The 24,373-nt window shown below is 50.9% G+C and carries 19 protein-coding genes and 1 tRNA gene; 18 read left to right on the top strand and 2 right to left on the bottom strand.

From position 1 onward, the window contains the following. Nucleotides 1-31 precede the first annotated feature (31 nt). Entirely contained in the window at nt 32-1,114 is a 1,083-nt protein-coding gene (locus KJZ99_01225; protein MCL4304515.1) for a YbhN family protein, read from the bottom strand. Further along, nucleotides 1,054-2,229, bottom strand: coding sequence for a glycosyltransferase (locus tag KJZ99_01220; protein MCL4304514.1), 1,176 nt, complete (start codon nt 2,227-2,229; stop codon nt 1,054-1,056). Before KJZ99_01220 ends, KJZ99_01225 begins: the two co-directional genes overlap by 61 nt. 177 nt (nt 2,230-2,406) lie before the next feature. Between KJZ99_01220 and ligA the strand changes: the two genes are divergently transcribed. The 18 genes from ligA to KJZ99_01130 all read left to right on the top strand — a co-directional run bounded on the left by ligA (nt 2,407) and on the right by KJZ99_01130 (nt 24,369). Then, complete coding sequence (gene ligA, locus KJZ99_01215) at nt 2,407-4,401, top strand: NAD-dependent DNA ligase LigA (protein ID MCL4304513.1); 1,995 nt, start codon at nt 2,407-2,409, stop codon at nt 4,399-4,401. A 40-nt stretch (nt 4,402-4,441) separates the two neighbouring features. Further along, nucleotides 4,442-5,011 (top strand): elongation factor P, encoded by a 570-nt coding sequence (gene efp / locus KJZ99_01210; protein ID MCL4304512.1) that lies wholly within the window; start codon nt 4,442-4,444, stop codon nt 5,009-5,011. 5 nt (nt 5,012-5,016) lie between these two features. Next, nucleotides 5,017-5,904 carry an OmpA family protein gene (locus tag KJZ99_01205; GenBank protein ID MCL4304511.1) on the top strand — a complete coding sequence of 296 codons (888 nt, stop codon included), beginning with the start codon at nt 5,017-5,019 and terminating at the stop codon, nt 5,902-5,904. A 9-nt stretch (nt 5,905-5,913) separates the two neighbouring features. Beyond that, nucleotides 5,914-6,438 (top strand): acetyl-CoA carboxylase biotin carboxyl carrier protein, encoded by a 525-nt coding sequence (gene accB, locus KJZ99_01200; GenBank protein ID MCL4304510.1) that lies wholly within the window; start codon nt 5,914-5,916, stop codon nt 6,436-6,438. Continuing rightward, nucleotides 6,438-7,802 (top strand): acetyl-CoA carboxylase biotin carboxylase subunit, encoded by a 1,365-nt coding sequence (accC, locus tag KJZ99_01195; protein ID MCL4304509.1) that lies wholly within the window; start codon nt 6,438-6,440, stop codon nt 7,800-7,802. Before accB ends, accC begins: the two co-directional genes overlap by 1 nt. 34 nt (nt 7,803-7,836) lie before the next feature. Further along, nucleotides 7,837-8,220 carry a glycine cleavage system protein GcvH gene (gene gcvH / locus KJZ99_01190; GenBank protein ID MCL4304508.1) on the top strand — a complete coding sequence of 128 codons (384 nt, stop codon included), beginning with the start codon at nt 7,837-7,839 and terminating at the stop codon, nt 8,218-8,220. 29 nt (nt 8,221-8,249) lie between these two features. Continuing rightward, a complete protein-coding gene (gene gcvPA / locus KJZ99_01185; GenBank protein MCL4304507.1) occupies nt 8,250-9,605 on the top strand; it encodes an aminomethyl-transferring glycine dehydrogenase subunit GcvPA in 1,356 nt (451 codons plus the stop codon). Further along, nucleotides 9,602-11,077: an aminomethyl-transferring glycine dehydrogenase subunit GcvPB gene (gene gcvPB, locus KJZ99_01180; GenBank protein MCL4304506.1), complete on the top strand. Its 1,476-nt coding sequence runs from the start codon at nt 9,602-9,604 to the stop codon at nt 11,075-11,077. The genes gcvPA and gcvPB overlap by 4 nt, the downstream gene beginning before the upstream one ends. A 2-nt stretch (nt 11,078-11,079) precedes the next feature. Continuing rightward, nucleotides 11,080-13,872, top strand: a complete 2,793-nt coding sequence (locus tag KJZ99_01175; GenBank protein MCL4304505.1) for a DEAD/DEAH box helicase — start codon at nt 11,080-11,082, stop codon at nt 13,870-13,872. Further along, on the top strand, nt 13,865-14,269 hold the full coding sequence (locus KJZ99_01170; GenBank protein MCL4304504.1) for a VOC family protein: 405 nt from the start codon (nt 13,865-13,867) through the stop codon (nt 14,267-14,269). The genes KJZ99_01175 and KJZ99_01170 overlap by 8 nt, the downstream gene beginning before the upstream one ends. Before the next feature lie 15 nt (nt 14,270-14,284). Continuing rightward, nucleotides 14,285-16,123 (top strand): excinuclease ABC subunit UvrC, encoded by a 1,839-nt coding sequence (uvrC, locus tag KJZ99_01165; GenBank protein ID MCL4304503.1) that lies wholly within the window; start codon nt 14,285-14,287, stop codon nt 16,121-16,123. Further along, complete coding sequence (gene purL / locus KJZ99_01160) at nt 16,120-18,360, top strand: phosphoribosylformylglycinamidine synthase subunit PurL (GenBank protein ID MCL4304502.1); 2,241 nt, start codon at nt 16,120-16,122, stop codon at nt 18,358-18,360. The genes uvrC and purL overlap by 4 nt, the downstream gene beginning before the upstream one ends. Nucleotides 18,361-18,465: 105 nt before the next feature. Next, nucleotides 18,466-18,540 (top strand) — tRNA-Arg (locus KJZ99_01155). A 9-nt stretch (nt 18,541-18,549) separates the two neighbouring features. Continuing rightward, nucleotides 18,550-18,882 (top strand): hypothetical protein, encoded by a 333-nt coding sequence (locus tag KJZ99_01150; GenBank protein MCL4304501.1) that lies wholly within the window; start codon nt 18,550-18,552, stop codon nt 18,880-18,882. A gap of 30 nt (nt 18,883-18,912) precedes the next feature. After that, the gene (locus KJZ99_01145; protein MCL4304500.1) at nt 18,913-20,184 is read left to right on the top strand and encodes a pyridoxal phosphate-dependent aminotransferase family protein; all 1,272 of its coding nucleotides are present in this window, start codon (nt 18,913-18,915) and stop codon (nt 20,182-20,184) included. A gap of 289 nt (nt 20,185-20,473) precedes the next feature. Next, nucleotides 20,474-21,217: an N-acetyltransferase gene (locus KJZ99_01140; GenBank protein ID MCL4304499.1), complete on the top strand. Its 744-nt coding sequence runs from the start codon at nt 20,474-20,476 to the stop codon at nt 21,215-21,217. Between the two features lie 9 nt (nt 21,218-21,226). After that, nucleotides 21,227-22,771: a YifB family Mg chelatase-like AAA ATPase gene (locus tag KJZ99_01135; protein ID MCL4304498.1), complete on the top strand. Its 1,545-nt coding sequence runs from the start codon at nt 21,227-21,229 to the stop codon at nt 22,769-22,771. Continuing rightward, complete coding sequence (locus tag KJZ99_01130; protein ID MCL4304497.1) at nt 22,768-24,369, top strand: acyl--CoA ligase; 1,602 nt, start codon at nt 22,768-22,770, stop codon at nt 24,367-24,369. The genes KJZ99_01135 and KJZ99_01130 overlap by 4 nt, the downstream gene beginning before the upstream one ends. Nucleotides 24,370-24,373: the final 4 nt, after the last annotated feature.

The following is a 24,373-nucleotide window of genomic DNA, read 5'->3' as shown; positions in this document are numbered from 1 at the left end:
CGTCATGATTGCAATGACAATGGCTAGTAGTTCATAGAGTTCCAGAGGGCTTTAATCTCCAGTTCTTTGGCAGAGCAAAAATGCGCTTTATGAATAGCAGTCCAATGCCTGCGGGCAAGGCCACGTTTAACGTGAAGAGCATGAGAGAAGCAGCGACAGCGTGAGTGTCCGCAACTCCCAATCCTCTAAGGCATAGGAGCGCTGTCCACTCTCCGACTCCAACGTTTCCGAGCGTGAGCGGAATATTGCCTTTGAGGAAAAAATTCAACTGTACTGCAAGCATGCCTGCGATCAGCGGAATATCAACTCCAATTGCTTCCAGTATTAGAACAAATTGGAACAAGGAGATGATTAGCGATAGTGTCGCGAGAGAAAGATACAGAAGCGCACTGCCCGTACCAATTTGAGCAGCCGCATCAAGGGACGAAACCATGCGTGCAGCCCAAGCCCTTGTTGAAAATGCACGCCGCAGTAGCGACACGATTTTCCCAGGGAAAATACCGATGCAAATAAGGAGAAAGCCGGACAATACGAAGAGCATTGAAATTGTTCCGCTCCAGAATACCCAGCTTACATTCCACCCAAGATAAGGCAAAACACCAAGTGCAATTAAACCAAAACCATTAACCGTCAAAGCGCTGTATGTGCGTTCCACGACAGTAAGTACAGCCGCTCTGCCGAGAGGTACTTGCGAAAGAAACAGCGCACGTCCGTATGCACCGATTCGACCGGGAGTGATAAAGCCCAAAGTGTGGCCAAGCCAATAGCTGGCGCGGATGTCCTCTATACTGACGGATTCACCTGCCCGTTGGGCTATTAGTCGCCAGCGCAGATACTGGAGGAACTGGTTAGGTGCCCAAAGCAAGAGCGCGACCACAATCCCCCATCCTGCAATTTGAGACAGGCTTACGAGAACGCCCTCCCAATTGACCTGATACACCAGCAGTCCGAGAACTGCTAGTGTAACCACGATTTTCACGATCCTTGGGAGCAGAGATCGCTGATCAGGAATTGGTGGATTTGCAGCTAATGCCATTTCCGAAGCTTCAGGGGTCATGTACGAATCGGTTCCAATGTCGAATCGGAACGTGTCGAGAATCGACGTCCCCGCCATTCTTGCTTTCTTGAGAAAGTATGGGCAGATAGGCGCCAAGCTGTCCAAGCCGGGAGGAATGCCACACCTGCGATTGTCTCTGGCAGTCCTATCCCAAGTCTTAGCTTCTTTGCAAACCAGTACCCGACTGCCGATTCTATTATGACTTTGAGAATTACTGTACCAGATAACGCAATGTAGGATAGATCTATCGCGGCGGCAAAGAGCAAAGGAAAAGATAGCATCCCGGCGGCTGCTGACCAGGCATAGAGGATTCTCCAGCGCACCGGATAGAAACGAGTCACACTCTGATGTCTGGCAGCCTGGGCAAATAGAGATCCACGCACTCCGGCTTCTCTTACCACACTTTCCGGCGCACCAGAGAATCTAACCTTCCAGCCTTTCCGAGCAATAGCTTGGACAGTCAAGTCGTCATCACCGGAGGGCAGGTCGCGTCGCACGGGAGCTTCAACCTCAATCAATGCCTTTCTTCGATATAGCAGGCTGTGGCCGCAGGCAGATGCGGGGAATCCCCAGCCGCAAGCAGAGGCCATCGTGACGTTCGCTAACAGACGTTCCCATCGGTAGAAACGGGCTTTGAGTCCTGTGTCAGCAAGTGGCCATGAAGGGCCTATTACTGATCCCGTCTCGCTATCTGCATACGAGGTAAGACCGGCAAGCCATGCTACCGGGACAATACAGTCCGCATCCGTGACGGCGATGAAGTCTGTCTGCAGCTCGGTGAATGCAAACGAAAGAGCGGTCTTTTTAGGGCTTGCGCCTGTCTTCAGCAAGGTATCGCTTTGCTGTCGAACAAGCAGCCTGTTGTCTTGAGTGGCAAACTCAAGGGCGACTCGCAGGGTAGAATCCTCGGATTGATCGTCCGTGAAAATGACTTGCTGCAGGCAGACTTCTTCCTGTTTCAGGATTGATTCCAGACATCTGCCAATTGTTGCCTCTTCGTTTCTACCTACCACTGCTACGGCCAACGAAACGTCGGCGGGAGGCTGGCTTCTGACGGCAGAGTCCTCTAATGCCCATTTCACCAGCCCTACGAACCAGATTATGGCAGGCCCGAGAATTACCACAGAAATGGCAATAACTAATGCTAAGGGTAAGGCCGTGTCGATGCTCATTCCTAAAATATATGAATATATACGGTTAGTCGCAATCCTGAATGTAAAATCCAAGCTTTTGTGATGGCAAGAGTTCCACAACGGCTGGCCCCGCCATGTTGCCATTTTTCGGAATTTTTAGTAGCTTCCAGTCTTGTCAGCGACCCGACCCTTACTTTCCCACACCGGAATGCCGCCGTGCCGAGCCCCAAGAAGGAAATAGAAGCCCTTCGCAGCGAAATCCGACGACACGATCGCCTCTACTATGGGGAAGGGAATCCTGAAGTGTCGGACCGGGAGTATGATCAACTATTCAAGCGTCTCCAGGACCTTGAAGCCGCTCATCCCGAGCTTGTCACTTCGGACAGCCCGACTCAGCGGATTGGTGGCGTCCTTACATCTGGTTTTGCCACTGTTAGGCATCCGTTCCCAATGTTGTCGCTTCAGAACTCCTATGAAGAATCGGACTTTTTGGAGTTTCACAAGCGTGTGCAGGGAGGGCTAGATGGGAGGGACCCCGAGTACGTTTGCGAGCTGAAGTTTGATGGAGTATCATTGCTTCTAACTTATGAAGACGGGCGTCTGACTAAGGCTGCAACCAGGGGGGATGGTTTGTTTGGAGATGATATTACTGCAAATGTGCGGACTATCCGGAATCTCCCGCTGCAGTTAGAAGGCAAATCGTTGCCCAAGCTGCTATTTGTCAAGGGGGAGGTCTACATGCGAACAGATGATTTTCTTGCCTACAATGAAGAGCAACTGGCAGAGGGCAAGAAGGTTCTCGCAAACCCACGGAATACCGTAGCAGGTTCTTTGAAACTCCTTGATCCATCTATGGTCGCCAGGCGACCTCTCCGTGTTGTCTGCTACGGCTACGATTCTGCGGATCAGCCGATCGCAGACCACCTTAGCGGGCTTACGCGCTTACGTGAAATGGGTTTACCGACAAGTGACCACCCAAAACTCTGCTCTGGTGTAGACCAAGTACTCGACTATTGGAGAGAGTGGGAAGGAAAGCGAGACACTCTGCCGTATGAAATTGACGGCATTGTTGTCAAGGTGAACTCTATCGCCCAACAGCGTGAACTTGGCACAACGGCGCGCGCTCCTCGTTGGGCACTGGCGTGCAAATTCTCGGCGCGTCAGACTCACACAAAGTTGCTTGGAGTATCTTTCCAGGTTGGGAGGACCGGTGTCTTGACACCAGTTGCTGATCTTGAGCCAGTTTCCTTGGGGGGCGTCACGGTCAGACGGGCCACTTTGCACAACATCGACGAGGTCCGAAGGCTGGATTTGCACGAGGGAGACACCATCGTCTTGGAACGTGGTGGAGACGTTATCCCCAAAATTACAGGCGCTCTGACTGAATTCCGTCCTGGGGATGCGAAGCCCATCGTCGAGCCGAAGTGTTGCCCTGTTTGCGGTGCTCGACTTGAGCGTGTTCCGGGTGGAGTCGCCCTGCGTTGCACAAATCCGCTTGACCCGGAAGTAGTAAAACGACAAATCGAGCATTTCTGTTCCCGTGGAGCTCTCGACATCGGTGGCTTCGGCACTGAGACTGTCGAGTTGCTTGTTGAGCGGAACCTTGTATCGGATGCAGGCGACTTGTTCTTTCTCAGACGCGAGCAGTTGCTGGCACTTCCCGGTTTTGGGGAAAAGTCAGCAGATAAGTTGCTCGCAGGACTTGAGCGTGCGAAATCCTCAGACTTAGACAGACTGGTATTTGGCCTTGGGATTCGATTTGTAGGTGAATCCACTGCTCGCCTGCTTGCTGCGACTTATGGTACATTGGAGCGTATTGCGACCGCTTCAGAGGAGGAGTTGTCACACCTTCCGGATGTGGGTCCGCGTGTGGCACAAGCGATTTATGATTACTTTCGCTCGGAAGCTTGGCGAGTTATCCAAAGCAAGCTTCTAAAGGCGGGAGTGAGACCTCAAAGTGATGATGCTTTGACGCGAGGTGATAAACTTGCAGGCATGACTATAGTCGTCACGGGATCACTGACAAAGTACTCGCGTGACGAAATTGAGCGGATGATTGTCTCACAAGGCGGCAAGCCTTCGGGATCTGTTTCCAGAAGAACTTCCTATGTCGTCGCGGGGGAGAGAGCTGGTTCAAAGCTCGAGAAAGCGCTCGAGCTTGGTATTCCAGTTCTGACTGAAGCTGAGTTTGAAGAATTGCTTGCGCGCTGACCTATTTCGACAACTAAAACAAACAAAATCATAGAACCACATGGCAACAACCGCGGACATTCGTAAGGGACTTACCATTCAAATGGAAGGTCAGATTTTTGAGATTGCAGACTTTCAGCACGTTAAGCCCGGCAAAGGTGGTGCGTTTGTGCGAATCACGTTGCGCAATGCCCGGACCGGGAGGGTGATTGTGCGGACTCTCAACTCCGGCGCCTCCATCGATACCGTGCGTGTGGAGGGGAAAGACTTGCAGTTTCTTTACGGAGATGGAGAGTTTTTTCACTTCATGGATCAAGAGTCCTACGAGCAGTTCCAGTTTACAACTGACTGGATTGGGGATAAGGCCCAATGGTTAAAAGAGGGTGTCGTATGCCGCGTGAATTTTCTTGAGAGCGAGGCTCTGACACTTGAATTGCCTAACTTCTTGGAGTTTGAGATTACGGAGACAGCGCCTGGTTTCAAGGGTGATACCGTCTCAAACACTGGAAAGCCTGCCACATTGGAAACCGGCGCAGAGATTAACGTTCCCCTGTTCTGTGAGACCGGAGATGTGGTGCGTGTCGACACTCGCACAGGTGAGTATCTGGACCGGGTTAAACGTGCCGGGTAGAACCTATGGAGAATATCCGCCTCTTACTTGCCTCCGTCGCACTGGTCTTTGCAGTTATCTCGGTAGCGATTTGGTGGATAAGGGGTCGGCAGCGTTCTGTCCAGAAGCGCGGGTTTGCCCTGGTATACTCGATCTTGCTTTTCGTTTCCGCGATATTGCTTTATTCGCGCGCTGGTGATCAAGAGACCGCGAAAGTTGATTCCAAGAGGGATCACCTTGTTGAAACGAGACAGATGGAATCCCGCATCTTTGTTGATTCAATGCCGGTGGAACCAGAGCCGGTTGTACAGCAGTCCTCCGATTCAGCTCGAACAGCGAGTTCGCGAAATGAGGACAAGAAACCTGACAGAGAGCGGGAAGGCGTGTTGAAGTTGAAAAATAGCACCGTTCAATTGCTGAACACGGAATTGAGACCGGTGCACGGGCCACCTCAGAAGCCGTTGCCAAGGCATTCGAGTAGAAAAGTGAATGGTGATTCGATTGATGAAGTCGTCGAGGCGTCCGTTGTCTTCGCCTTTGATGCAATTGAACGTTTTTTTGGGACCTATGGCTCGCCGGTATCAAGTCAGAAGATTCAAACCAAGTCCGACAACGCATCGCGGGAAATCGAGTTTCTGCCTGGAACTGCTGAACTGACTTCTATGAGCAAGAGTTATCTAAGATCTCTTGCTCCGGAACTTAAGTCACACCTCGTGGCAGGTCACATTGAGATCCACTCACAAACAGATGAGTCACTAAACTCCCCAGCGGAGCGCTTGTCGCTTACGCAGTCACGCGCCGAGGCAGTCATGAAAGTCCTTGCGGCGGAAGGCATTCCCGCTGAACGGTTGATACCCGTCGGCAACGAAACAGCTGGACAATCCTGCGTAAGTTTTGTCCATAGGCCAAATTAAGGAGTCCAAATGGCAACTCTGCCCACAAAAGAGAAGTCACGTCTTGACCTTGGCGAAATTCAGAAGCTGGTACGAATGATCGAGCGCAGCCCAATAAATGAGTTTGAACTGGTGGAGCACGATCTACGGATAAGGATCTCTAAGAATGGCACACAGGTGACAACCGTGACACAGGTCTCTCCGGTTCCCGTGTCCACCCCGCTAGCCTTTGCTCCGCCTGCAGCGATTGCTCCAACACAGCAAGTTCAATCGGGTTCTGAGTCCCCTGCAAAACCTGCTTCATCAGCCAATCTTGTTGAAGTAAAAGCACCAATGGTCGGAACATTCTATCGTGCTCCTTCACCAGACGCAGATGTTTATGTGCGGGTTGGAGACATTGTTGAACCAGGGAAAGTGCTTTGTATTGTCGAAGCGATGAAACTAATGAATGAAATTGAAGCAGAGGTTCGTGGTCGAGTTGCTGAGATTCTGGTCGAGAATGCTCAACCTGTTGAGTATGGACAGGTAATGTTCCGTATAGAAAGACTGGCCTGATGTTCAAAAAGGTTCTGGTTGCGAATCGCGGTGAGATTGCATTGCGCGTACTGCGCGCTTGCAAGGATCTGGGGCTATCAACAGTCGCGGTGTTTTCGACTGCGGACAGAGACTCGCTGCACGTGCGTTTTGCTGACGAATCCGTTTGTATCGGCCCGCCGTCTGCACTTGAAAGTTACCTTTCACCAAAGGCGATTATGTCTGCGGCGGAGATCACAGGTGCTGAAGCTATTCACCCGGGTTATGGTTTTCTTGCTGAAAATGCGGATTTCGCGCAGATTTGTCTCGCGCACGAAGTCGTTTGGATTGGACCGTCTCCCAAGGTTATCGAGTTAATGGGCAACAAGTCAGAAGCCAAGCGGACGATGATCGCGGCTGGTTGCCCGGTGATTCCGGGAAGTGACGGGCCAATTGGAAGCGCGAGTGAAGCAAGAAAACTTGCAGAGGAATTTGGTTTACCAGTAATGATCAAGGCAGTTGCTGGTGGAGGGGGACGCGGGATGCGGCTTGTTCATGAGCTTGGAAATGTTGAAACTGCTTTTGAAATGGCAAGTGCCGAAGCTGAAGCTGCCTTCAATAACGGGGAACTCTATTTGGAGAAAGCGATTGTAGAGCCTCGCCATATTGAGATTCAAGTCTTGGGTGACGGCAAGGGCAATTGTATTCATTTTGGTGAACGTGATTGCTCAATGCAACGTCGACATCAGAAACTTATTGAAGAGTCGCCGTCCCCCGCAGTAACACCGGAATTGCGTGAGAAGATGGGAAAGACGGCAACACAGGCCGCTGCGGCCATCAACTACTCCGGTGCTGGGACGATGGAGTTTCTTCTGGACAGGTCGGGACATTTCTATTTCATGGAAATGAACACTCGTATTCAGGTTGAGCATCCGGTTACTGAATTGGTTACAGGATCTGACCTTGTAAAGTGGCAGTTACTCGTCGCACAAGGAAACTCTCTTCCAAAACAGAAGGATGTTGAAATCCGTGGACATGCAATCGAGTGCCGAGTTAACGCCGAAGATGCTGCTCGAGGTTTTCTCCCTTCTCCCGGAGTTGTATCGGTCTGGAACTTGCCCGGAGGGCCGGGCGTTAGAGTAGATACGCACGTCTATCAGGGGTACATGATTCCTCCCTATTACGACTCGCTCATAGCTAAACTCATCGTATGGGGCAATAGTAGAGAGGAAGCCATCGTAAGATGCAAGCGCGCGCTCTCCGAATTTATTGTGGAGGGCATTCACACGACAATCCCTTTTCATCTGCAAATGCTGGAAACTGAAGCCTTCCAAAACGGCGACGTTCACACGAAGTGGGTCGAGCAATATATGGAGCAACAGGTAAGGTCAACAGCAGCAGTTTAATCAAAACTTGTAATTACTAGAAAGCTGGTTCGGTATGCACATTCCTACAGATTGTCTGTACACTAAAGATCACGAATGGGTGAAGCTTGAGAACGGTGTTGCGCTCGTTGGGATTACTGAGTTTGCGCAAGGAGAACTTGGCGACGTAGTGTTCGTTCAGCTACCGGCTATCGGCACGAGGACAAAGCAAGGCGAGTCTTTCGGTACGATAGAGGCTGTTAAGGCGGTTGCAGAGCTATACGCACCGATTAGTGGTGAAGTGGCTGAGGTTAATCAGGAACTTGGCAACACTCCTGAAGTAATCAATCGTGAACCTTATGGCGCGGGTTGGATTGTTAAGATAAGGCCTGTCAACTTTGACGGCGAGAAATCAGAATTGCTTACTCCTGAAGCATATAAGGACCTTACTAGCGCGTAGTCGCGGCAAATCATAAATAGAATCCGTTAATGCGATACATTCCGAATACCCCCGATGAACGCAGTGCGATGCTGCGGGACATCGGGGTCACCTCTCTTGAAGACTTGCTCGATGCCATCCCACATGAGCTTCGATACAACAAATCCCTAAACATCGCAGATGGGAAATCTGAGTGGGAAGTACGGCGCGAGATGATCGCTATGGCAAACCGCAATATCAGCGCGATGGACATGCCGTGCTTTATGGGCGCAGGGTGCTATGACCATTTCATTCCGGCTGCTGTTGACACGCTTGCGTCCCGGAGTGAATTTGTTACTGCCTACACGCCGTATCAACCTGAAGTCGCTCAAGGCACTTTGCAGGTTATTTATGAGTTCCAGTCGATGATTTGTGAACTCTTTGGAATGCCTGCTGCGAATGCCAGCCTATACGACGGTGGTACGGCATTGTCGGAAGCGATTTCGATGGCTCTTGCCTATACAAAACGACGCAGAGTCCTCTGGAGCGAATCAGTGAATCCAGCGTACCGTCGTGTCGCGCAAACAATCAATTTGTCTCAAGGCATCAGATTTGACACCGCGCCGTGCAAAGACGGTTGCCAAGCAGCAGAGGAAATGGCAATGCTTCTTGGTGATGATGTTGCCGCTGTCGTCTTGCAGTATCCAAATTTCTTCGGAATAGTTGATGACTTGCGGTTAATCATTGACCGTGCCCATGAAGTTGGGGCACTAGTCATCATCGTAACCGATCCAATAGCAATGGGTATTTTACACTCGCCGGGACAACTTGGAGCCGATATTGTGGTAGGCGAAGGCCAATCTTTAGGCAATTATATGTCCTATGGCGGGCCATATCTTGGACTATTTGCATGCAGTATGGAGTTGATTCGATTGATGCCGGGAAGAATGGTTGGTGTCACGAAGGACGTAGACGGCAGGCGGGGATTTGTGCTGACTCTGCAGACTCGTGAGCAGCACATTCGACGTGACAAGGCAACCTCAAACATCTGCACGAACCAAGGCTTGGTCGCGACGCGTGCGACGTTTTACTTGTCCCTCATTGGTCCAAAAGGACTTGAGGGAATTGGCATTGCTTGTGGAAGAAGGACAGAGTACCTGAAACAGAAGCTGAAGGAAGTGCCAGGATTCACGGTGCCCCATAAGGGGCCGCATTTTCGTGAGTTTCTTGTTCAGGTGCCCGGAACAGCTGAAGAGTTCTTTGAGTTTATGACCACAAAAGGGCTTCTTCCGGGTGTTCCCTTAACACGACTTGGGATGTCTGATGAACGAGGTATGCTCGTTGCCCTTACGGAGACTCGCTCACGTGAAGAAATGGATGCGTATGTTAGGTTCGCTCGCGATTATGCAGTGGAGGGCAAGCGATGAAGCGTGAATTGCAATCCCTTCAGAAAGAAAGTGCACTAATCTTTGAACTCAGTCGAACTGGGAGGACCGGATTTCAAGTTCCGCCAACTCCAGATGACTTCCCGAAGTTCTCAATTCCTGAGAATTTCGCCAGAAAATCCCTACCGCGATTGCCGGAGGTTTCGGAAAACGCAGTCGTACGTCACTATGTGAATCTATCAACCCGGAATCATCATATCGACCGTGATTTCTATCCGCTTGGGTCTTGTACGATGAAGTATAACCCAAAAGTCAATGACGATATGGCTGCCTTGCATGGCTTTTCCGGTCTGAATCCCTGGCAAAGTGGCCAGATGGTACAGGGTGCAATGCAAGTCATGAGTGAACTTGCTGATGCTCTGCTTGAAGTCACTGGTATGGACAGTATCACACTGCAGCCCGCGGCAGGTGCGCAGGGCGAGTTTACGGCTCTGTTGATGTTCAGGTCGTATCATCAGGCAAATGGTAACCCACGCAAAAGGATAATTATTCCCGATAGTGCGCACGGTACAAATCCCGCCTCGATCATTCTGGCAGGTTATAGTGTGACTCAGCTTCCGTCAGATGCCAATGGACTAATGGACATTGAAGCGTTAAAGCGTTCTCTCGATGAAGATGTTGCGGGTCTGATGATAACGAATCCCAATACGCTTGGCCTTTTTGAGTCGAATATTGCTAAAATCATAGATTTGGTTCATGATGCAGGTGGTCTTGCCTACATGGACGGTGCGAATCTCAATGCGCTTATGGGAATTTCGCGCCCGGGTGATATGGGCTTTGACGCCTGTCACATGAACCTGCACAAGACGTTCTCAACGCCGCATGGTGGGGGAGGACCAGGTAGTGGACCGGTTGCAATCAAAGCTAAGCTTGAGAAGTACTTGCCGGTTCCGGTGTTGACTTCCAAGGGGAATGCATTTGTTTGGGACTGGGATCGACCGGACTCCATTGGGTCAGTTCACACGTTCTACGGAAATTTTGGCATGCATGTGAGGGCGTTAACTTACATCAAGAGTCTTGGTGGTGATGGTTTAAGAGCAATTAGTGACAACGCGATCATAAACGCAAACTATTTGCGAAAGAAACTGTCGCCGACCTATCAGATATTTGTTGACAAACCATCCATGCACGAAGCTGTCTTTTCCGGTAATTTGCAGAAGGCGAAAGGCGTCCGCACAACCGACATTGCAAAGCGTTTGCTCGACTATGGCATTCATCCCCCGACAGTTTACTTTCCTCTGATTGTTCCTGAGTGCTTGATGATTGAACCGACAGAGTCGGAGTCGCGTGAGACACTTGACGAATTCGTCGAAGTCATGCTGCAAATTGATCGCGAAGCGAGCGAGACTCCGGAACTCCTAAAGAATTCCCCATATACGACTCCAGTTCGCAGGTTGGATGAAGCTGGTGCCGCGCGAAACCTCAACATTCGATATTTCGACGAAGTGCTGTAAGTTTGAGTCCTTCAAGTTGGTTGACCGATCTCGGGTTAGGTCAATTTGTCGCAATTGATCTGGAGACGACGGGTATCACCGCCGGCGTTGACGAGATAATTGAGGTTGGTGTAGTTCGGTTCGTGGACGGGGTTCCATCCGCGAGCTTTGAAAGGTTTGTGAATCCAGGCCGCTACCTCTCCCCATTCATCGTCGGAATGACGGGCATCACTGACGACGACTTGAGAGATGCGCCTCGCTTTGCCGAAGTGCACGACGAACTTCTTTCGTTCATCGGCGATGACCCGATAGTCGGCCAGAATATCAATTTTGATCTGAGTTTTCTATCGTCTGCAGGTGGAAGTCAATTTAGATTCCCGGGACGCCTCGTCATTGATACCGCAGAGATTGCGCGGATCTTCTGGGCGGAGTTCCCAAGATTTTCTCTCGCGAATCTGTGCTATCAGTTTGGAGTCCATCAAGATTCTGCACATCGGGCAGGAGCAGATGCAAGAGCAACGGGCGAAGTTCTTGTTCAAATGGTCGGAGAATTACGTGACCGTGTTTGGTCAGAATTGACTGAGGAGATTGCATCCTTGTGCACCGCTGCGCATCATCGTGCAGAGATGTTCTTTGAAAAGCTTCAGCTGCTTTCTCGAGACATTCCATTCTCTATCCCTTCGGGGAAAACACAACAAACCGAATGGCTTAGTGGTGTTGAAATCTCGTCGCTTGGGCAGGATGGGATTTTCGAGACATCGCTGCGGAATTTCTCTCCGCGCAAGCAGCAACTTGAAATGGCCGCATATGTTCAGTCGGCCTTTGATGAGGAGAGTATTCTGCTGCTTGAAGCTCCAACAGGCACAGGGAAGTCGCTTGGTTACCTCGTCCCCGCTTTGCAGTGGGTTACCGCTGAAACTGATGAATGCCCACGTCAAGTGGTTATCTCCTCCCATACCCGTTCACTTCAGGAACAGCTTATAGGCAAGGAGATCTCAGATATTGGCCGTGTTTTCGGTGCTAGTGTGCCTGCCGCTGTCCTAAAAGGTCGGGACAACTACTTGTGCAAACGTCGACTACGCGCCGCGATTTCGAATCTGGATGGCCGACTCTCTGACGGCGATCGATTGCGATTGTTGCCACTGCTTCGATGGTCGAGTTTGACGATGCGCGGCGACATTGGCGAGATTGGTGCGTTTCGGCCCGAGGCAGATCCATTGCTTTGGTCCATGGTATGCTCGGACGCAATTGGTTGTGCAGGCGCAAGATGCGGTGCTCACCGTGGAGATTTTCATAGACAAGCGGTTGAGCAGGCAAAGGCCGCAAAACTCCTTCTTATTAACCATGCGTTGCTCGCTACGGATTTCGATAGGTTCATAGGCAGCTGTGATGAGAATCGACGCCTCATAATTGATGAGGCGCATCAGTTCGAACGAGCGGTTGTGTCTGCCTACACAGAATCTTTCGGCTTTCGTGTTGTCCGCAATCTAATTCAACGTCTAACTGATGAACGGTCTGCTCGCGGACTGCTGTTAAAGCTTGCAAAGGAAGTAAAGGACGGGGAGATCGCTTCTGAGCTTATTCTGATGGACTCGGCGGCAAAATCGCTATTACAAGGTTCGAAGATTTCGTTTCAAGAGGCAGCAGAGGCATTAGGCTCGGCGGGTAAAGATGATGTGAAAGTCAGGATTCTACCGGATTCTGCGCTTGCAAAGCATCTTGAAGACGCCTTGGTTCCATTTGTCAACAGATTAGATGATTTCTCTCTAAGATTGGGCAGGCTCTCATCAACATTGACAAAGAATGAGGATCAAGGAAAGGATACTCGTGACAGAGTTGCAGAACTAAACTCCGCGGCTCTTGCAATACGTGACCTGTTGGAAACTGGCAAGCGCGTGATTAGCGCAGATGATAATGCTTATGTCTATTGGCTGGAGTGTTCACGTTCACATCAAATTTCTACGCTTACGCTGTTTGCCGCGCCGATATCGGTCGCTGATATGCTTGAACAAAGATTTTGGAGCAAAACGACAGGCGTGCTCTTGACGTCTGCGACACTTGCACAGAACGGTGAATTCGACGGTTTCGCAAACTCACTGGGGTTGGCCGGTGAACTTAGTGACCGTGTCGTAGCCCACACGTTAGAGTCGCCGTTTGACCTCGAAGCGCAGATGAGGTGCTACTGCCCCTCGTTTCTACCTGCTCCTCAGAAGACCGATGAACACCTCTTCGAAGTCAGTTCTTTGATTCAAAGACTTGTTCATGAGGTCAGACGATCCTGCCTGATTCTTTGCACGTCACACGCATCAGCCGAGAGTTTGGCAACCGCTCTGCTACCGACATCACGAGCGATCAAAAGGCCTCTGTTTCATCAAACGGGCGGTCGTGATACGCATGAACTCGTCCGGGCGTTTCGCGAATCAGAGAACGGAATATTGATTGGTTCTTCGTCGCTTTGGGAAGGAATTGACCTCGTGGGTGATGCCCTCGAGATGCTTGTGGTTGTTAAACTGCCATTTGACGTACCGACAGATCCATGGGTTCAGGCTCGTAGTGAATTTGCGCAGGCGCGGCATGAAAACGCCTTCGAAACAGTCAGTATCCCCGCTTGTGTGACTCGACTCCGTCAGGGACTGGGACGTCTCATTCGTCACACAGAGGATCGCGGTATTGCTGTAATTACCGATACACGCCTCGTTTCAACTCGCTATGGCAGAAAAATGCAGGACTCACTTCCGGTATCCTTGCGCGTGCACGAAAGTTCAGACTCAATGCTCAAGGACATTTTGAGGTTTTTTGAGAACTCTGATGATTGAATCGCTCGATCACATAGCTATCGCGGTCAGCAATATCGATGATGCAATTGACTTGTGGGTGAGACTTACCGGCGCTGAGGTTTTGCACCGCGAGTTTGTTGAGGCCCAGAACGCGCACGTAGCCTTCCTCGGACTTTGTGGTCTTAGGTTGGAGTTGATAGCGCCTGGGGACTCCGATAGCTTAATTGTCAAGTTTCTCGAGAAGCGCGGCCCGGGTTTGCATCATATTGCCTTTAGGGCCTCTGATGGGCAGAAGCTTCTAAGTGACTTCGCAGCGCGAGGAGCAGAGTTGATTGACCGTCACTTAAGGCCCGGTGCTGAGGAAACTATGGTCGGCTTCGTGCATCCGAAGTCTTTCGGAGGTGTTCTGGTGGAAGTTGTTGAGCATTCCAAGTGACCTGATCGAGTTGTGGTGCAGGCATCGCTGACTGAAAAGTTAAACAACCTTCCAATTGATTCAGGAGTCTACATCTTTCGTGATGTACGCGGCAGAATCATCTATGTGGGGAAAGCCAAGGTGCTTCGCAACAGAGTTCGTCAGTACTTTCAAAAGTCATCTGACGGTCGACCTCAGTTTGAGATTCTGGTCGCGAAGATTGCAGACTTGGAAGTCATTGTCACAAAGACTGAGTATGAGGCGATCATACTTGAAGCCAACCTAATCCGCGAGCACAAACCGCGTTACAATGTTGCTCTGAAGGACGACAAGTCTCAACCCTTTCTGCGGATTGCCAACGAGCAGTTTCCACGGATTTTTCTAACTCGCAGGCCACTTTCAGACGGTTCGAAGCATTTTGGACCCTACGGTGATCTGCGTTACCTTAAAGGTCTCCTGCACGTACTGCGCGGGATGCTCAAGATTCGAACCTGCAATCTTCCGCTGTCGGTCGAGAGCATTGCTCGAGGAAAGTTCAAGGCTTGCTTGGAGTTTCACTTAGGGCGATGTAATGCCCCCTGCATTGCGAATGAGTCGATGGAAGAATATGCAATGCGCGTCAGAGACTTCACGCTTGTTTTGAAGGGTAAGGGTTCGGACATTATTCAACGTTTGCGCTCTGAAATGGACTTGGCGTCTGACGAGTTGCGGTTCGAGCGTGCTGCGCAATTGCGCGATTGGCTGACTGCAATGGACAATCTGACGCGCAGGCAGACCATCATTTCGCCTGAGCCGATTGAGCGTGACATCGTAGGTATTGCAGTTCAAGACGAGGATGGTTGTCTAGTTGTGATGCAAGTTCGTGAAGGGCGGTTACTTGGTAGAGTTCACTATCCGTTGCGAATTCCGAAGGATACCCCTATGGAGGACGTGCTGACGCAGGCCTTGCAGCACTACTATTCGCAGGCGCTCGTTCCATCTGAGCTTGTTCTGCCTTTTGAGCCGAGTTCACGTGAGTTGCTCGGGAAGTGGCTCAAGTCCCAGTCCGACGGAAAGGTTGTAGTGAAGGTTCCAGAGCGCGGAGAGAAGGTCAGAATGGTTGATCTTGCACAGCGGAATGCCGAGCTGCAATTGCACGAAATCCTCCGTTCTGCCGCGAAGCGGGAGCGAATTCCCGCCGGTCTGAGCGAGTTGCAGACTCGGCTTCAACTTCCCGGACTGCCGAAGGAAATCGTTGCGTTCGACAATTCCACCTTGATGGGGGAGTATCAAGTTGCCGGTATGGTCGTCTATCGGATGGGTAAGCCGGCTCGGTCAGAGTACCGGCGGTTCAAGATCAAGTCTGTTGCGGGTCAAGATGATTTCGCTGCGATGCGCGAGGTTGTGACGAGGCGTTTCACTCGACTATTACGTGAACAACAGCCTCTTCCGGATCTTATCCTGATAGATGGAGGCAAAGGACAGCTGTCCGCCGCAGTAGAAGCCCTTGAGTCTCTCGATATAAAGAACTTGCCGATAATCGGACTGGCAAAGAAGCTGGAAGAAATTTACAAACCGGGTGACTCCGAACCCTATAACTTGCCAAAGACTTCATCTGCATTGCGGCTTCTTCAGCAGATTCGCGATGAAGTCCATCGCTATGCGATTACATACCACCGACTGGTTAGGCAAAAAGGGACTATGTCTTCTGGGTTGCTGGACATTCCCGGAATTGGCGCAGCCCGGCGTAAGAGCCTTCTGACACACTTTCGTAGCTTGCAACGTCTGTCAGAGGCTACCAGATTGGAGCTGCTCGAAGTGCAAGGCATCAGCCCAGCGATTGCCGACCGAGTCATTGCCTTCTTTGAGAACAAAAAATCAACCCCTCAGTCATGATAATCAACTACCCGCAGGTGACACTTAATACCGCGCTCGCGCACGGTCTGACGACTGAGGAGTATGAGCGGATACTACAAATTCTTGGGCGGACACCAACGTTCGTTGAGCTGGGAATCTTTTCAGCGATGTGGTCTGAGCACTGTTCTTATAAGAACTCTATTCTGGAGTTGAAACGTTTTCCGAAAGGCGGCGAGCATGTATTGGCGGAGGCTGGAGAGGAGAATGCGGGACTAATTGACATCGGTGATGGATTAGCTGTCTGCTTCAAGATAGAAAGTCACAATCATCCTTCTGCCATCGAACCATTTCAAGGCGCTGCAACAGGAGTCGGAGGAATCCTTCGAGACATTTTCTCGATGGGAGCAAGACCAATCGCCGCTTTGAATTCCCTGCGCTTTGGTGATCCCTCTCATCCGCGTACCGCCGAACTTGTGGATGGAGTTGTAAGGGGTATCAGCCACTACGGAAATTGCTTTGGTGTCCCTACCGTCGCGGGAGAAATCTACTTTGACGCTTCATACAATGAAAATCCGCTTGTCAATGCGATGGCCGTAGGAGTTGTCGAGGTTGCAAAGATTATCAGGGGAGCGGCCAAGGGCGTGGGTAACCCTGTCTTTGTGGTGGGTTCGTCCACAGGTCGCGACGGTATTCACGGCGCTTCGTTCGCATCTGAAGACCTTTCAGATGCATCGAAAGAAAAACGACCATCTGTTCAAATTGGTGATCCATTTAAGGAGAAACTATTACTCGAGGCGAGCCTTGAATTGGCAGGAACAGATGCTTTAGTTGGAATGCAGGACATGGGGGCAGCGGGCATTTGTTGCTCTTGTAGTGAAACCCCGGCACGTGGTGGAACAGGCCTAAGGCTTGATGTGGACAAAGTGTCTCGACGCGAATCTGGGATGAACGCTTACGAAGTCTGCCTTTCGGAGTCGCAAGAGAGAATGCTGGTGATTCTGCAGCGCGGGAAGGAGCATTATGCTCAAGAAATCTTCGCAAAGTGGGATCTTCATGCGGATGAGGTCGGACTTGTCACGGACGACAAGATCTTCGAGATCGTGGAGAATGGTATCGTCGTCGGCCGGATTCCGGCCGAGTCCTTGGTCTTGGGCGGCGGTGCCCCTCAATACAAGCGCGACTTTGAACGCCCTCCGCTGCTTGACCATCTGCTGAGTTTTGACCCTACGCATTTGCCGGATCCTGACGATTGGAATGAGGCCTTGTTAGCAATACTGAAGTCTCCTAACATCGCTTCCCGAAGATCTGTTTTTGAGCAATATGACCATACCATCGGCGCCGGTACGGCGCAGGGGGGGGGATTCACCGACGCTGGGGTGGTTCGAGTACCTGGGACGAACAAGGGACTTGCACTTTCAGTTGATTGTAATTCGAGATACGTCTCCATCGATCCGCGTAGGGGCGCGGCATTGGCGGTATTTGAGGGAGCGAGGAACGTTGCTTGCACAGGAGGGGTTCCGGTAGGGATTACGAACTGCCTGAATTTCGCAAATCCAATGAAGCCGCAGAACTACTACTTCTTTCATGAGGCTGTCAGCGGAATCTCGGATGCATGTCGAGCTCTCGGCATTCCTGTGACAGGAGGCAACGTTTCTTTCTATAACGAGTCGGCAGGTGGTCCCATTCGTCCTACCCCTGTGATCGGCATGGTGGGTTTGATTGAAAATATCAAGAATCACGTCAAGATCGGATTTGCCAATGAAGGGGACTTTGTCGCCCTGTTGGGAAGTATTGGGCCGGATTTGGGCTGCAGCGAGTATTTAGCTGTCCTTCACAATGTTGTTGCCGGTGCTCCGCCAAAACTGGACGTGGACGCCAATGTGAAGTTGATTCGCCTGCTCGCGGATCTGGCGAGCATGAATGTTTTGCGTTCAGCGCATGACATTTCAGAGGGGGGGCTGGCGGTTGCGATCTCTGAGTGCTGTCTTGCCGGGAACATCGGCTGTATCTTGACGTTTCCATGGAGAGAGCAGGTCGTCAATACGCTTTTCGCCGAGTCACAAGGCTGTGCGGTTGTCTCTGTCGCTCACGAGCACTGGCCGGCACTGAAGCGATTGAGTGAAGAGTATTTCATTCCCCTTCAAATGCTGGGGAGGGTTGGCGGAGAACTTATCGCAATCAATGATTGGATTACCTTGCCCCTTGAACTAGCACGTAATACATACGAGAACTCTCTGGTTAATGCACTCGGGCAGCGAACAAAACAAGCAGTGTAAACTGTTGTTTATATTAATTCTGTATTCCTGCAAATGATGTTGCGTTTCCTGTCCAGATGTTGTATATTAAGAGATTAGAGGCTCTCCGCGTTTGCCAAGCACCTAGCCCCCGTAGCTCAGTGGATAGAGCACCGGCCTCCGGAGCCGGGAGCATGGGTTCGAGTCCCGTCGGGGGTGCCAGGAACACATATGAATTCAGACGAAACACCGCACGCACCAAGTGATTTGACGGAAGTGAGTGAGGACGAGAAATTACTCGCTGTCCTCGCTTACGTTCCCTTTATCTGCCTTGTTCCGTTCTTCAAACGGCACGAATCGGCATTCGTGCAGGGACATGTACGGCTCGGCATGTCACTCTTTTTTGTTGAATTACTTGCCCTGCTGTTGCGCTTTCGTTTCATTTGGGACTTAGTTTTATTCTTCTGTATAATCATCGCTGGTCTCGGAATCCTGAATGTCTTTAAGGGAAAAGGTTTCTTTGTTCCGTTTTTGTCGGATCTGTTCAGCCGCCGGTTTGATTAGGTTGTCTATGTTGAGAAGTGGGGTAGAAGCTTGAGACTCTTGGAGAAAGTCGCGCAGTTTAAGACCGCCAGAGAGGTAATGGCGCAAGGACTCTATCCGTACTTCCGCGCGATCGAGACAGACCAGGACGCGGTGGTTAAGATTGAGGGTCGCGACATCCTCATGCTTGGCTCTAACAACTATTTGGGACTTACCAATCATCCCAAAGTGAAGGAGGCGGCGATTGACGCTGTCCGGCGCTTTGGTGCAGGATGTGCCGGTTCGCGTTTTCTGAATGGAACTCTTAGCATTCACAAAGAGTGTGAAGATCGACTGGCTGAATTTCTGCGTAAAGAGTCAGTCCTTCTTTTTACGACTGGCTATCAGGCAAATGTAGGCACAATAGCCACACTTGTTGAACGAAATACGTGGATTGTTGCCGACGCGCTCTCGCATGCGTCAATCATTGACGCCGCGAGACTCTCGTTTGGCCGTGTGGCAAAATTCCGTCACAACGACATCGAGGACCTCGAGAGGCTGCTAAAAGTGCATCAAGGTAAGGATGTTCTTGTTGTGACAGAGGGTGTTTTTTCCATGGAGGGAGATACCGCAGACCTTCCTGCAATCGTTGGGCTCTGTAAGAAGTATGATGTCGATCTTCTTCTTGATGACGCTCACGGTGTGGGAGTCTATGGAAAGCATGGTGAAGGCACCGCAGGGCACTTTGGCCTGAATGATGAAACTGACATAATTGTCGGAACATTCTCGAAGTCGCTGGCCGCTATTGGAGGTTTTGTCGCCGCCTCAGAAGATATTGTCCATTTCTTAAGACATCACGCCAGGGCGCTCATTTTCTCTGCCAGCCCGCCCCCAGCTACAGTCGGGGCAGTACTTGCAGCACTAAAGATCATAGACGAAGAGCCAGAGCGGCGTGAACTACTGTGGAGAAATGCGAATTACTTGCGAGATGGGCTGCGAAATCTTGGATTGGACACTGGACACAGTAACACACCGATTATTCCCGTTGTTGTGGGGGATGCAACAAACGTATTCAAGGTTTGCAGGATGATGCAGGACGAAGGTGTCTTTATCAATCCGGTCATTCCACCAGCTGTTCAGCCTGGTCAATCATTGATTCGCTTTTCGGTGATGTCAACACATACCACCGACCAGCTTGACTTCGCACTCGATAAAGTCGGCAAGATTGCAAAAATAATTCCCTTCCGCGCAGAGGAAAGCTATTCGCATCCGCATCCAAACGGTTTCAGACCGGAAGACTCTGACCAAGTTTCTTCAATTTCCGTGGAAAGTCCAAGCCGCTGATACTGCGTGGGTTCCACCCGTGCTCTATGACCAGCGTCAGTTGTTTTCGACGAAGCATCCCTTTCATAGGCATGCCGATGTGGAACACTATCTTGCCTTTGACGATAACGGGGAAGTGAAGGGCCGAATTAGCGCGATTGTGAATCATGCTCACAATCAATATTGGAAAGACAAGGTTGGTTTCTTTGGATTTTTCGACTCAGTCGATAACCCGCTGGTCTCTGCGGCGCTGCTTAGTGCCGCAGAAAACTTCTTGAAGAATAGGGGCCTCGATTCAATCCGGGGCCCAATGAATTTTTCAACAAATGAAGAGTGCGGCTTGTTGGTGGACGGTTTTGACACACCGCCTGCAGTGATGATGACACACAACCCGCCATACTATGCGACATTGCTCGAACAGGCAGGGTTGTCAAAAGTCAAGGACTTGCTGGCCTACCAGATGTTTGAAGGTCAGATGACTGATAGAGTCAGGGAGTTCGGCAGGAAACTTGAAGAACGACTTGAGATTCGGTTCCGTTTTTTTGATCGCCGTGACTTCAATGCAGAAGTGGAGCGTTTCAAGAGCATCTATAATTCTGCATGGGAAGACAATTGGGGCTTTGTGCCAATGAGTGATGCCGAAATCGACGTGATGGCATCAAGCCTTAAACTGGTGCTTGATCCGCGGTTGATTCAGTTCGCAGAGACGTATGATGGTGAACCTGTGGGGTTCATACTTGGCCTGCCTGATTTGAACGTTATCTTCAAGAAGCTGAACGGAAAGCTATTCCCGTTTGGGATACTCCGTCTTCTATATGGCAGGCACAGAGTTGGCCGCGCGAGAATCCTCGCAATGGGGGTAAAACCACAGTTTCGCAGGAAGGGTATTGATACCGTGCTTTATCTAAGAGCCTACGAAGCGGGGACTTCTGCGGGGTATCGGTGGGGAGAGTTCTCATGGATACTGGCCGATAATGTGCTGATGACCAAGGCGGCAGAGACAATGGGTTCAAAGCCATACAAGACTTGGCGAATCTACGAGAAACCTATCTGATCATTAGTTATGTTCGCTGATGTCACTACTGCGGCACTGCTCGGCGTGGATGCTTTTCGCGTTCGCTCTGAATGTCACTTAGAGAACTCTGAAGCCGCATTCACGGTTGTTGGGCTTCCAGACAATGCGGTGAAGGAAGCACGTGAGCGCGTCGCTGCTGCGATTAAGAACTCGGGATACTCGATGCCGCAGCGCAAGATTACGATCAACCTTGCACCGGCGAACATCCGGAAAGAGGGTAGTGGATTTGACCTGCCCATGGCGTTCGGAATTCTGGCCGCATCCGGTCAACTCAAGATAGATTCTGCCGCGAACACTGCTGTCGTTGGCGAACTGGCGTTGGACGGTCAGGTACGCCCCGTGCGGGGAATGCTTCCTATTGTAACTGCGTTGCAACGTGAGGGCATTGAGCGCATCCTTGTCCCTGACGACAATGCGCAAGAGGCCGCATTAATTCCAAAAATCGAGGTCTACCCCATAAGGTCGCTGCGCGATGCTGTAGACTTTGTGAATGGTTTGAAGCCTATTGTCAGACATACGGTTGATCATCAGCGACTGTTCGACGAAGCGCGCGAGCCCGTCGGTGATTTTAGTGATGTGCGTGGACAGTCGTCAGTAAAACGTGCACTGGAAGTTGCTGCCGCCGGATCCCATAATGTTCTAATGATTGGGCCACCCGGTTCAGGCAAGACGATGCTTGCGAAACGACTGCCGGGTATCTTGCCGGAATTCAGTTTAGAAGAGGCACTTGAAACAACCCGCGTTCACTCCGTTGCCGGAATGCTGAAGGCAGGGAAAGCCGTTGTCGCTAATCGTCCGTTCCGATCGCCGCATCATACGGTATCCGATGCAGGATTAATTGGTGGTGGCATGATTCCAAGGCCTGGTGAAGTCTCATTAGCCCATCACGGTGTACTATTCTTAGACGAGCTTCCTGAGTTTCATAAGAATGTCCTCGAGGTTTTGCGACAGCCTTTGGAAGATGGAGTAGTCACCTTGTCGAGAGCGGCGGTCACGCTGGCATACCCTGCCCAATTCATGCTTATTGCTGCGATGAACCCCTGTCCGTGCGGCTTTGCGACTGATCCAGATCGGGAATGCAAGTGCACAACCGAGCAAATCCGACGGTATGTATCAAAGATTTCAGGACCGCTGCTGGACCGAATTGACTTGCATGTGGAAGTTCCTCGCGTGTCTTGGAATGAGTTGTCTTCTCACGCCGCAGGCGACGAAACACATAACATACGGCAACGTGTTGAGCATGCTCGACGCAGGCAGCGTGAGCGATTTAGCAAATATCGTCCGGGACTCTATTCAAACGCCCAGATGACCAACAAAGAGATCGAGCAGTTTGCTCCCATCGATTCGCACAGCCTTGAACTTCTGAGGCAGATAGTCGAAAGAATGGGACTCTCTGCGCGTGCATATCATCGCATTCGAAAAGTTGCGAGGACAATTGCCGATCTTGAGGGATGCAACGAGATTCAGATAACTCATGTTACTGAAGCTGTTCAATATCGTTCACTTGACCGGCTTGGAGAGATTATAGCGTGACTAGTGGTGAGAAGCAGCAGGGATTCTCCGCAAGTCGTTGGGCATCTGAACTCATGAATTTGGTCCCCGATCGATGTATGTTCCAGTACCAGGGGAATAAGTTCAGTGGACGTGACGTATCCGAGTACTCCAAGGCGTGGCGGGCTTCGCTAAATACCGCACAAATTGAACCCGGACAAGTTATCGCAATCGCTGCAGATCGAAGTCTCGAAGCTGTGACTCTCTTTCTATCGTGTCTCCAGAGCGGTATTTTGCCGTTCTTTGTTGATCCGCGTCTTGAATTTGAATCGCTGGTAAAGCTTTTAGATGCGGTTAGAATTCACGGCCTCTATTGCGGCAAGACATTGGATTCTGCTCTGTTTGCTGCGCGATTACCTTATCTTCGTTGGATTGCAGAACAAGATGCGCGGTCTTGGACTGAGCCGCAAGGGATTGCGGTCACAGCGACCGATCAGTCACCCGCTTTCGTGAATCATTCTGCCGGGACCTGTGCACCGCCTAAGGCTCTTTTTCATAGTGCGGATGCGATTGCATGGCAGTCGTCCGCGCTTGCTTCTCAACTGAGAATTCGTCAAGGAACGGAAGTTTGGTACACGGGTACTTTAGCGTCTGTTGCGGTGCTATCTCTCGGAATGTTTGCCGCGTTGTCATCAGATGCCACGTTCGTTTTGGATGATCCTTCTGAGGAGCTTGTGAAGGCCGATTCAGACGCGAAACAACGTCTACTCCTGTTGGCCGAAGCGCGTGACCGGTCTTATTGGAATGCGGATAAACTCCTTCAACTCAAAGGGAAAGTCTCCGCAGTGTTAGTGACGGACTCGTCGCTAACAGAAGAGTTTGCGCTGTTGGTAACTCGCGCAACTGACGGACAAGTTTGGTCTGGGTACTACACTTCGGAGACCGCAGGATTTGTCGCACTGAACACTTTGCCCGGCGTCTGGCCTTTCGAGTCCGTCGGCCGACCGATTGGCGGAGCAGTTTTCAAAGTCGTAGGGGAGAGCGGCGAGAGTCTGCCATGCGGATCAATTGGTCGATTGGAAGTGAGTAATGCACCACGACCCCTCAAGTTCGTTTCGCTTAGCTACAAGAGTAGCTCAAAGCGTGACGAGGAAGAATGGCTTCCGGTTGATGATTGGGCAGTACTTGATGAGCAGGACTTTCTTGGAATAGTTGGTTGTGACAGAGCAGTTTTTCTGAAAGGTGGATTCCATGTCCGCGCCGAGGACTTGGAAAAGAGTCTGAAGCATATGGATGGAGTATCTGATGCTGTAGTTTATGCGAAGCCCCATGAGGAGATTGGTTCCGAAGTCGCAGCTACTTTGCTCTTATCAAATGGCAATGCAGATGCATCTAATATTCCCCGACTGCTGGATGCAATGTTGCCTCGTTTCATGGTACCGACTTCACTTTCTGTTGTCAATGATTTGGCATCGACGCCGTCTGGAAAACGGATTAGATTCGGGCTGGCCGCGGCAGGAAAGAATGTTGATCCGCTGAAGCCTCTGCCGGAATTCGTTCTCCCGTCATTCGATCCAAGGCTTACCCGAGCCACGGAGGAGGATTCCAGAGACGAATCCTTGCCTATTGAAGATGTTTGATTCA

It is taken from the genome of bacterium, assembly GCA_023382385.1.
Lineage (GTDB): Bacteria > Electryoneota > RPQS01 > RPQS01 > RPQS01 > JABWCQ01.
Note: the sequence above shows the minus strand (reverse complement) of the source record. Positions and strands in the feature narration are given on the sequence as shown.

Coding starts and splice junctions, on each gene's coding strand:
- KJZ99_01225 (MCL4304515.1), bottom strand. CDS start 1,114: ATGGCGGGGACGTCGATTCTCGACACGTTCCGATTCGACATTGGAACC.
- KJZ99_01220 (MCL4304514.1), bottom strand. CDS start 2,229: ATGAGCATCGACACGGCCTTACCCTTAGCATTAGTTATTGCCATTTCT.
- efp (MCL4304512.1), top strand. CDS start 4,442: ATGGCAACAACCGCGGACATTCGTAAGGGACTTACCATTCAAATGGAA.
- KJZ99_01205 (MCL4304511.1), top strand. CDS start 5,017: ATGGAGAATATCCGCCTCTTACTTGCCTCCGTCGCACTGGTCTTTGCA.
- accB (MCL4304510.1), top strand. CDS start 5,914: ATGGCAACTCTGCCCACAAAAGAGAAGTCACGTCTTGACCTTGGCGAA.
- accC (MCL4304509.1), top strand. CDS start 6,438: ATGTTCAAAAAGGTTCTGGTTGCGAATCGCGGTGAGATTGCATTGCGC.
- gcvH (MCL4304508.1), top strand. CDS start 7,837: ATGCACATTCCTACAGATTGTCTGTACACTAAAGATCACGAATGGGTG.
- gcvPA (MCL4304507.1), top strand. CDS start 8,250: ATGCGATACATTCCGAATACCCCCGATGAACGCAGTGCGATGCTGCGG.
- gcvPB (MCL4304506.1), top strand. CDS start 9,602: ATGAAGCGTGAATTGCAATCCCTTCAGAAAGAAAGTGCACTAATCTTT.
- KJZ99_01170 (MCL4304504.1), top strand. CDS start 13,865: ATGATTGAATCGCTCGATCACATAGCTATCGCGGTCAGCAATATCGAT.
- purL (MCL4304502.1), top strand. CDS start 16,120: ATGATAATCAACTACCCGCAGGTGACACTTAATACCGCGCTCGCGCAC.
- KJZ99_01150 (MCL4304501.1), top strand. CDS start 18,550: ATGAATTCAGACGAAACACCGCACGCACCAAGTGATTTGACGGAAGTG.
- KJZ99_01140 (MCL4304499.1), top strand. CDS start 20,474: ATGAATTTTTCAACAAATGAAGAGTGCGGCTTGTTGGTGGACGGTTTT.
- KJZ99_01135 (MCL4304498.1), top strand. CDS start 21,227: ATGTTCGCTGATGTCACTACTGCGGCACTGCTCGGCGTGGATGCTTTT.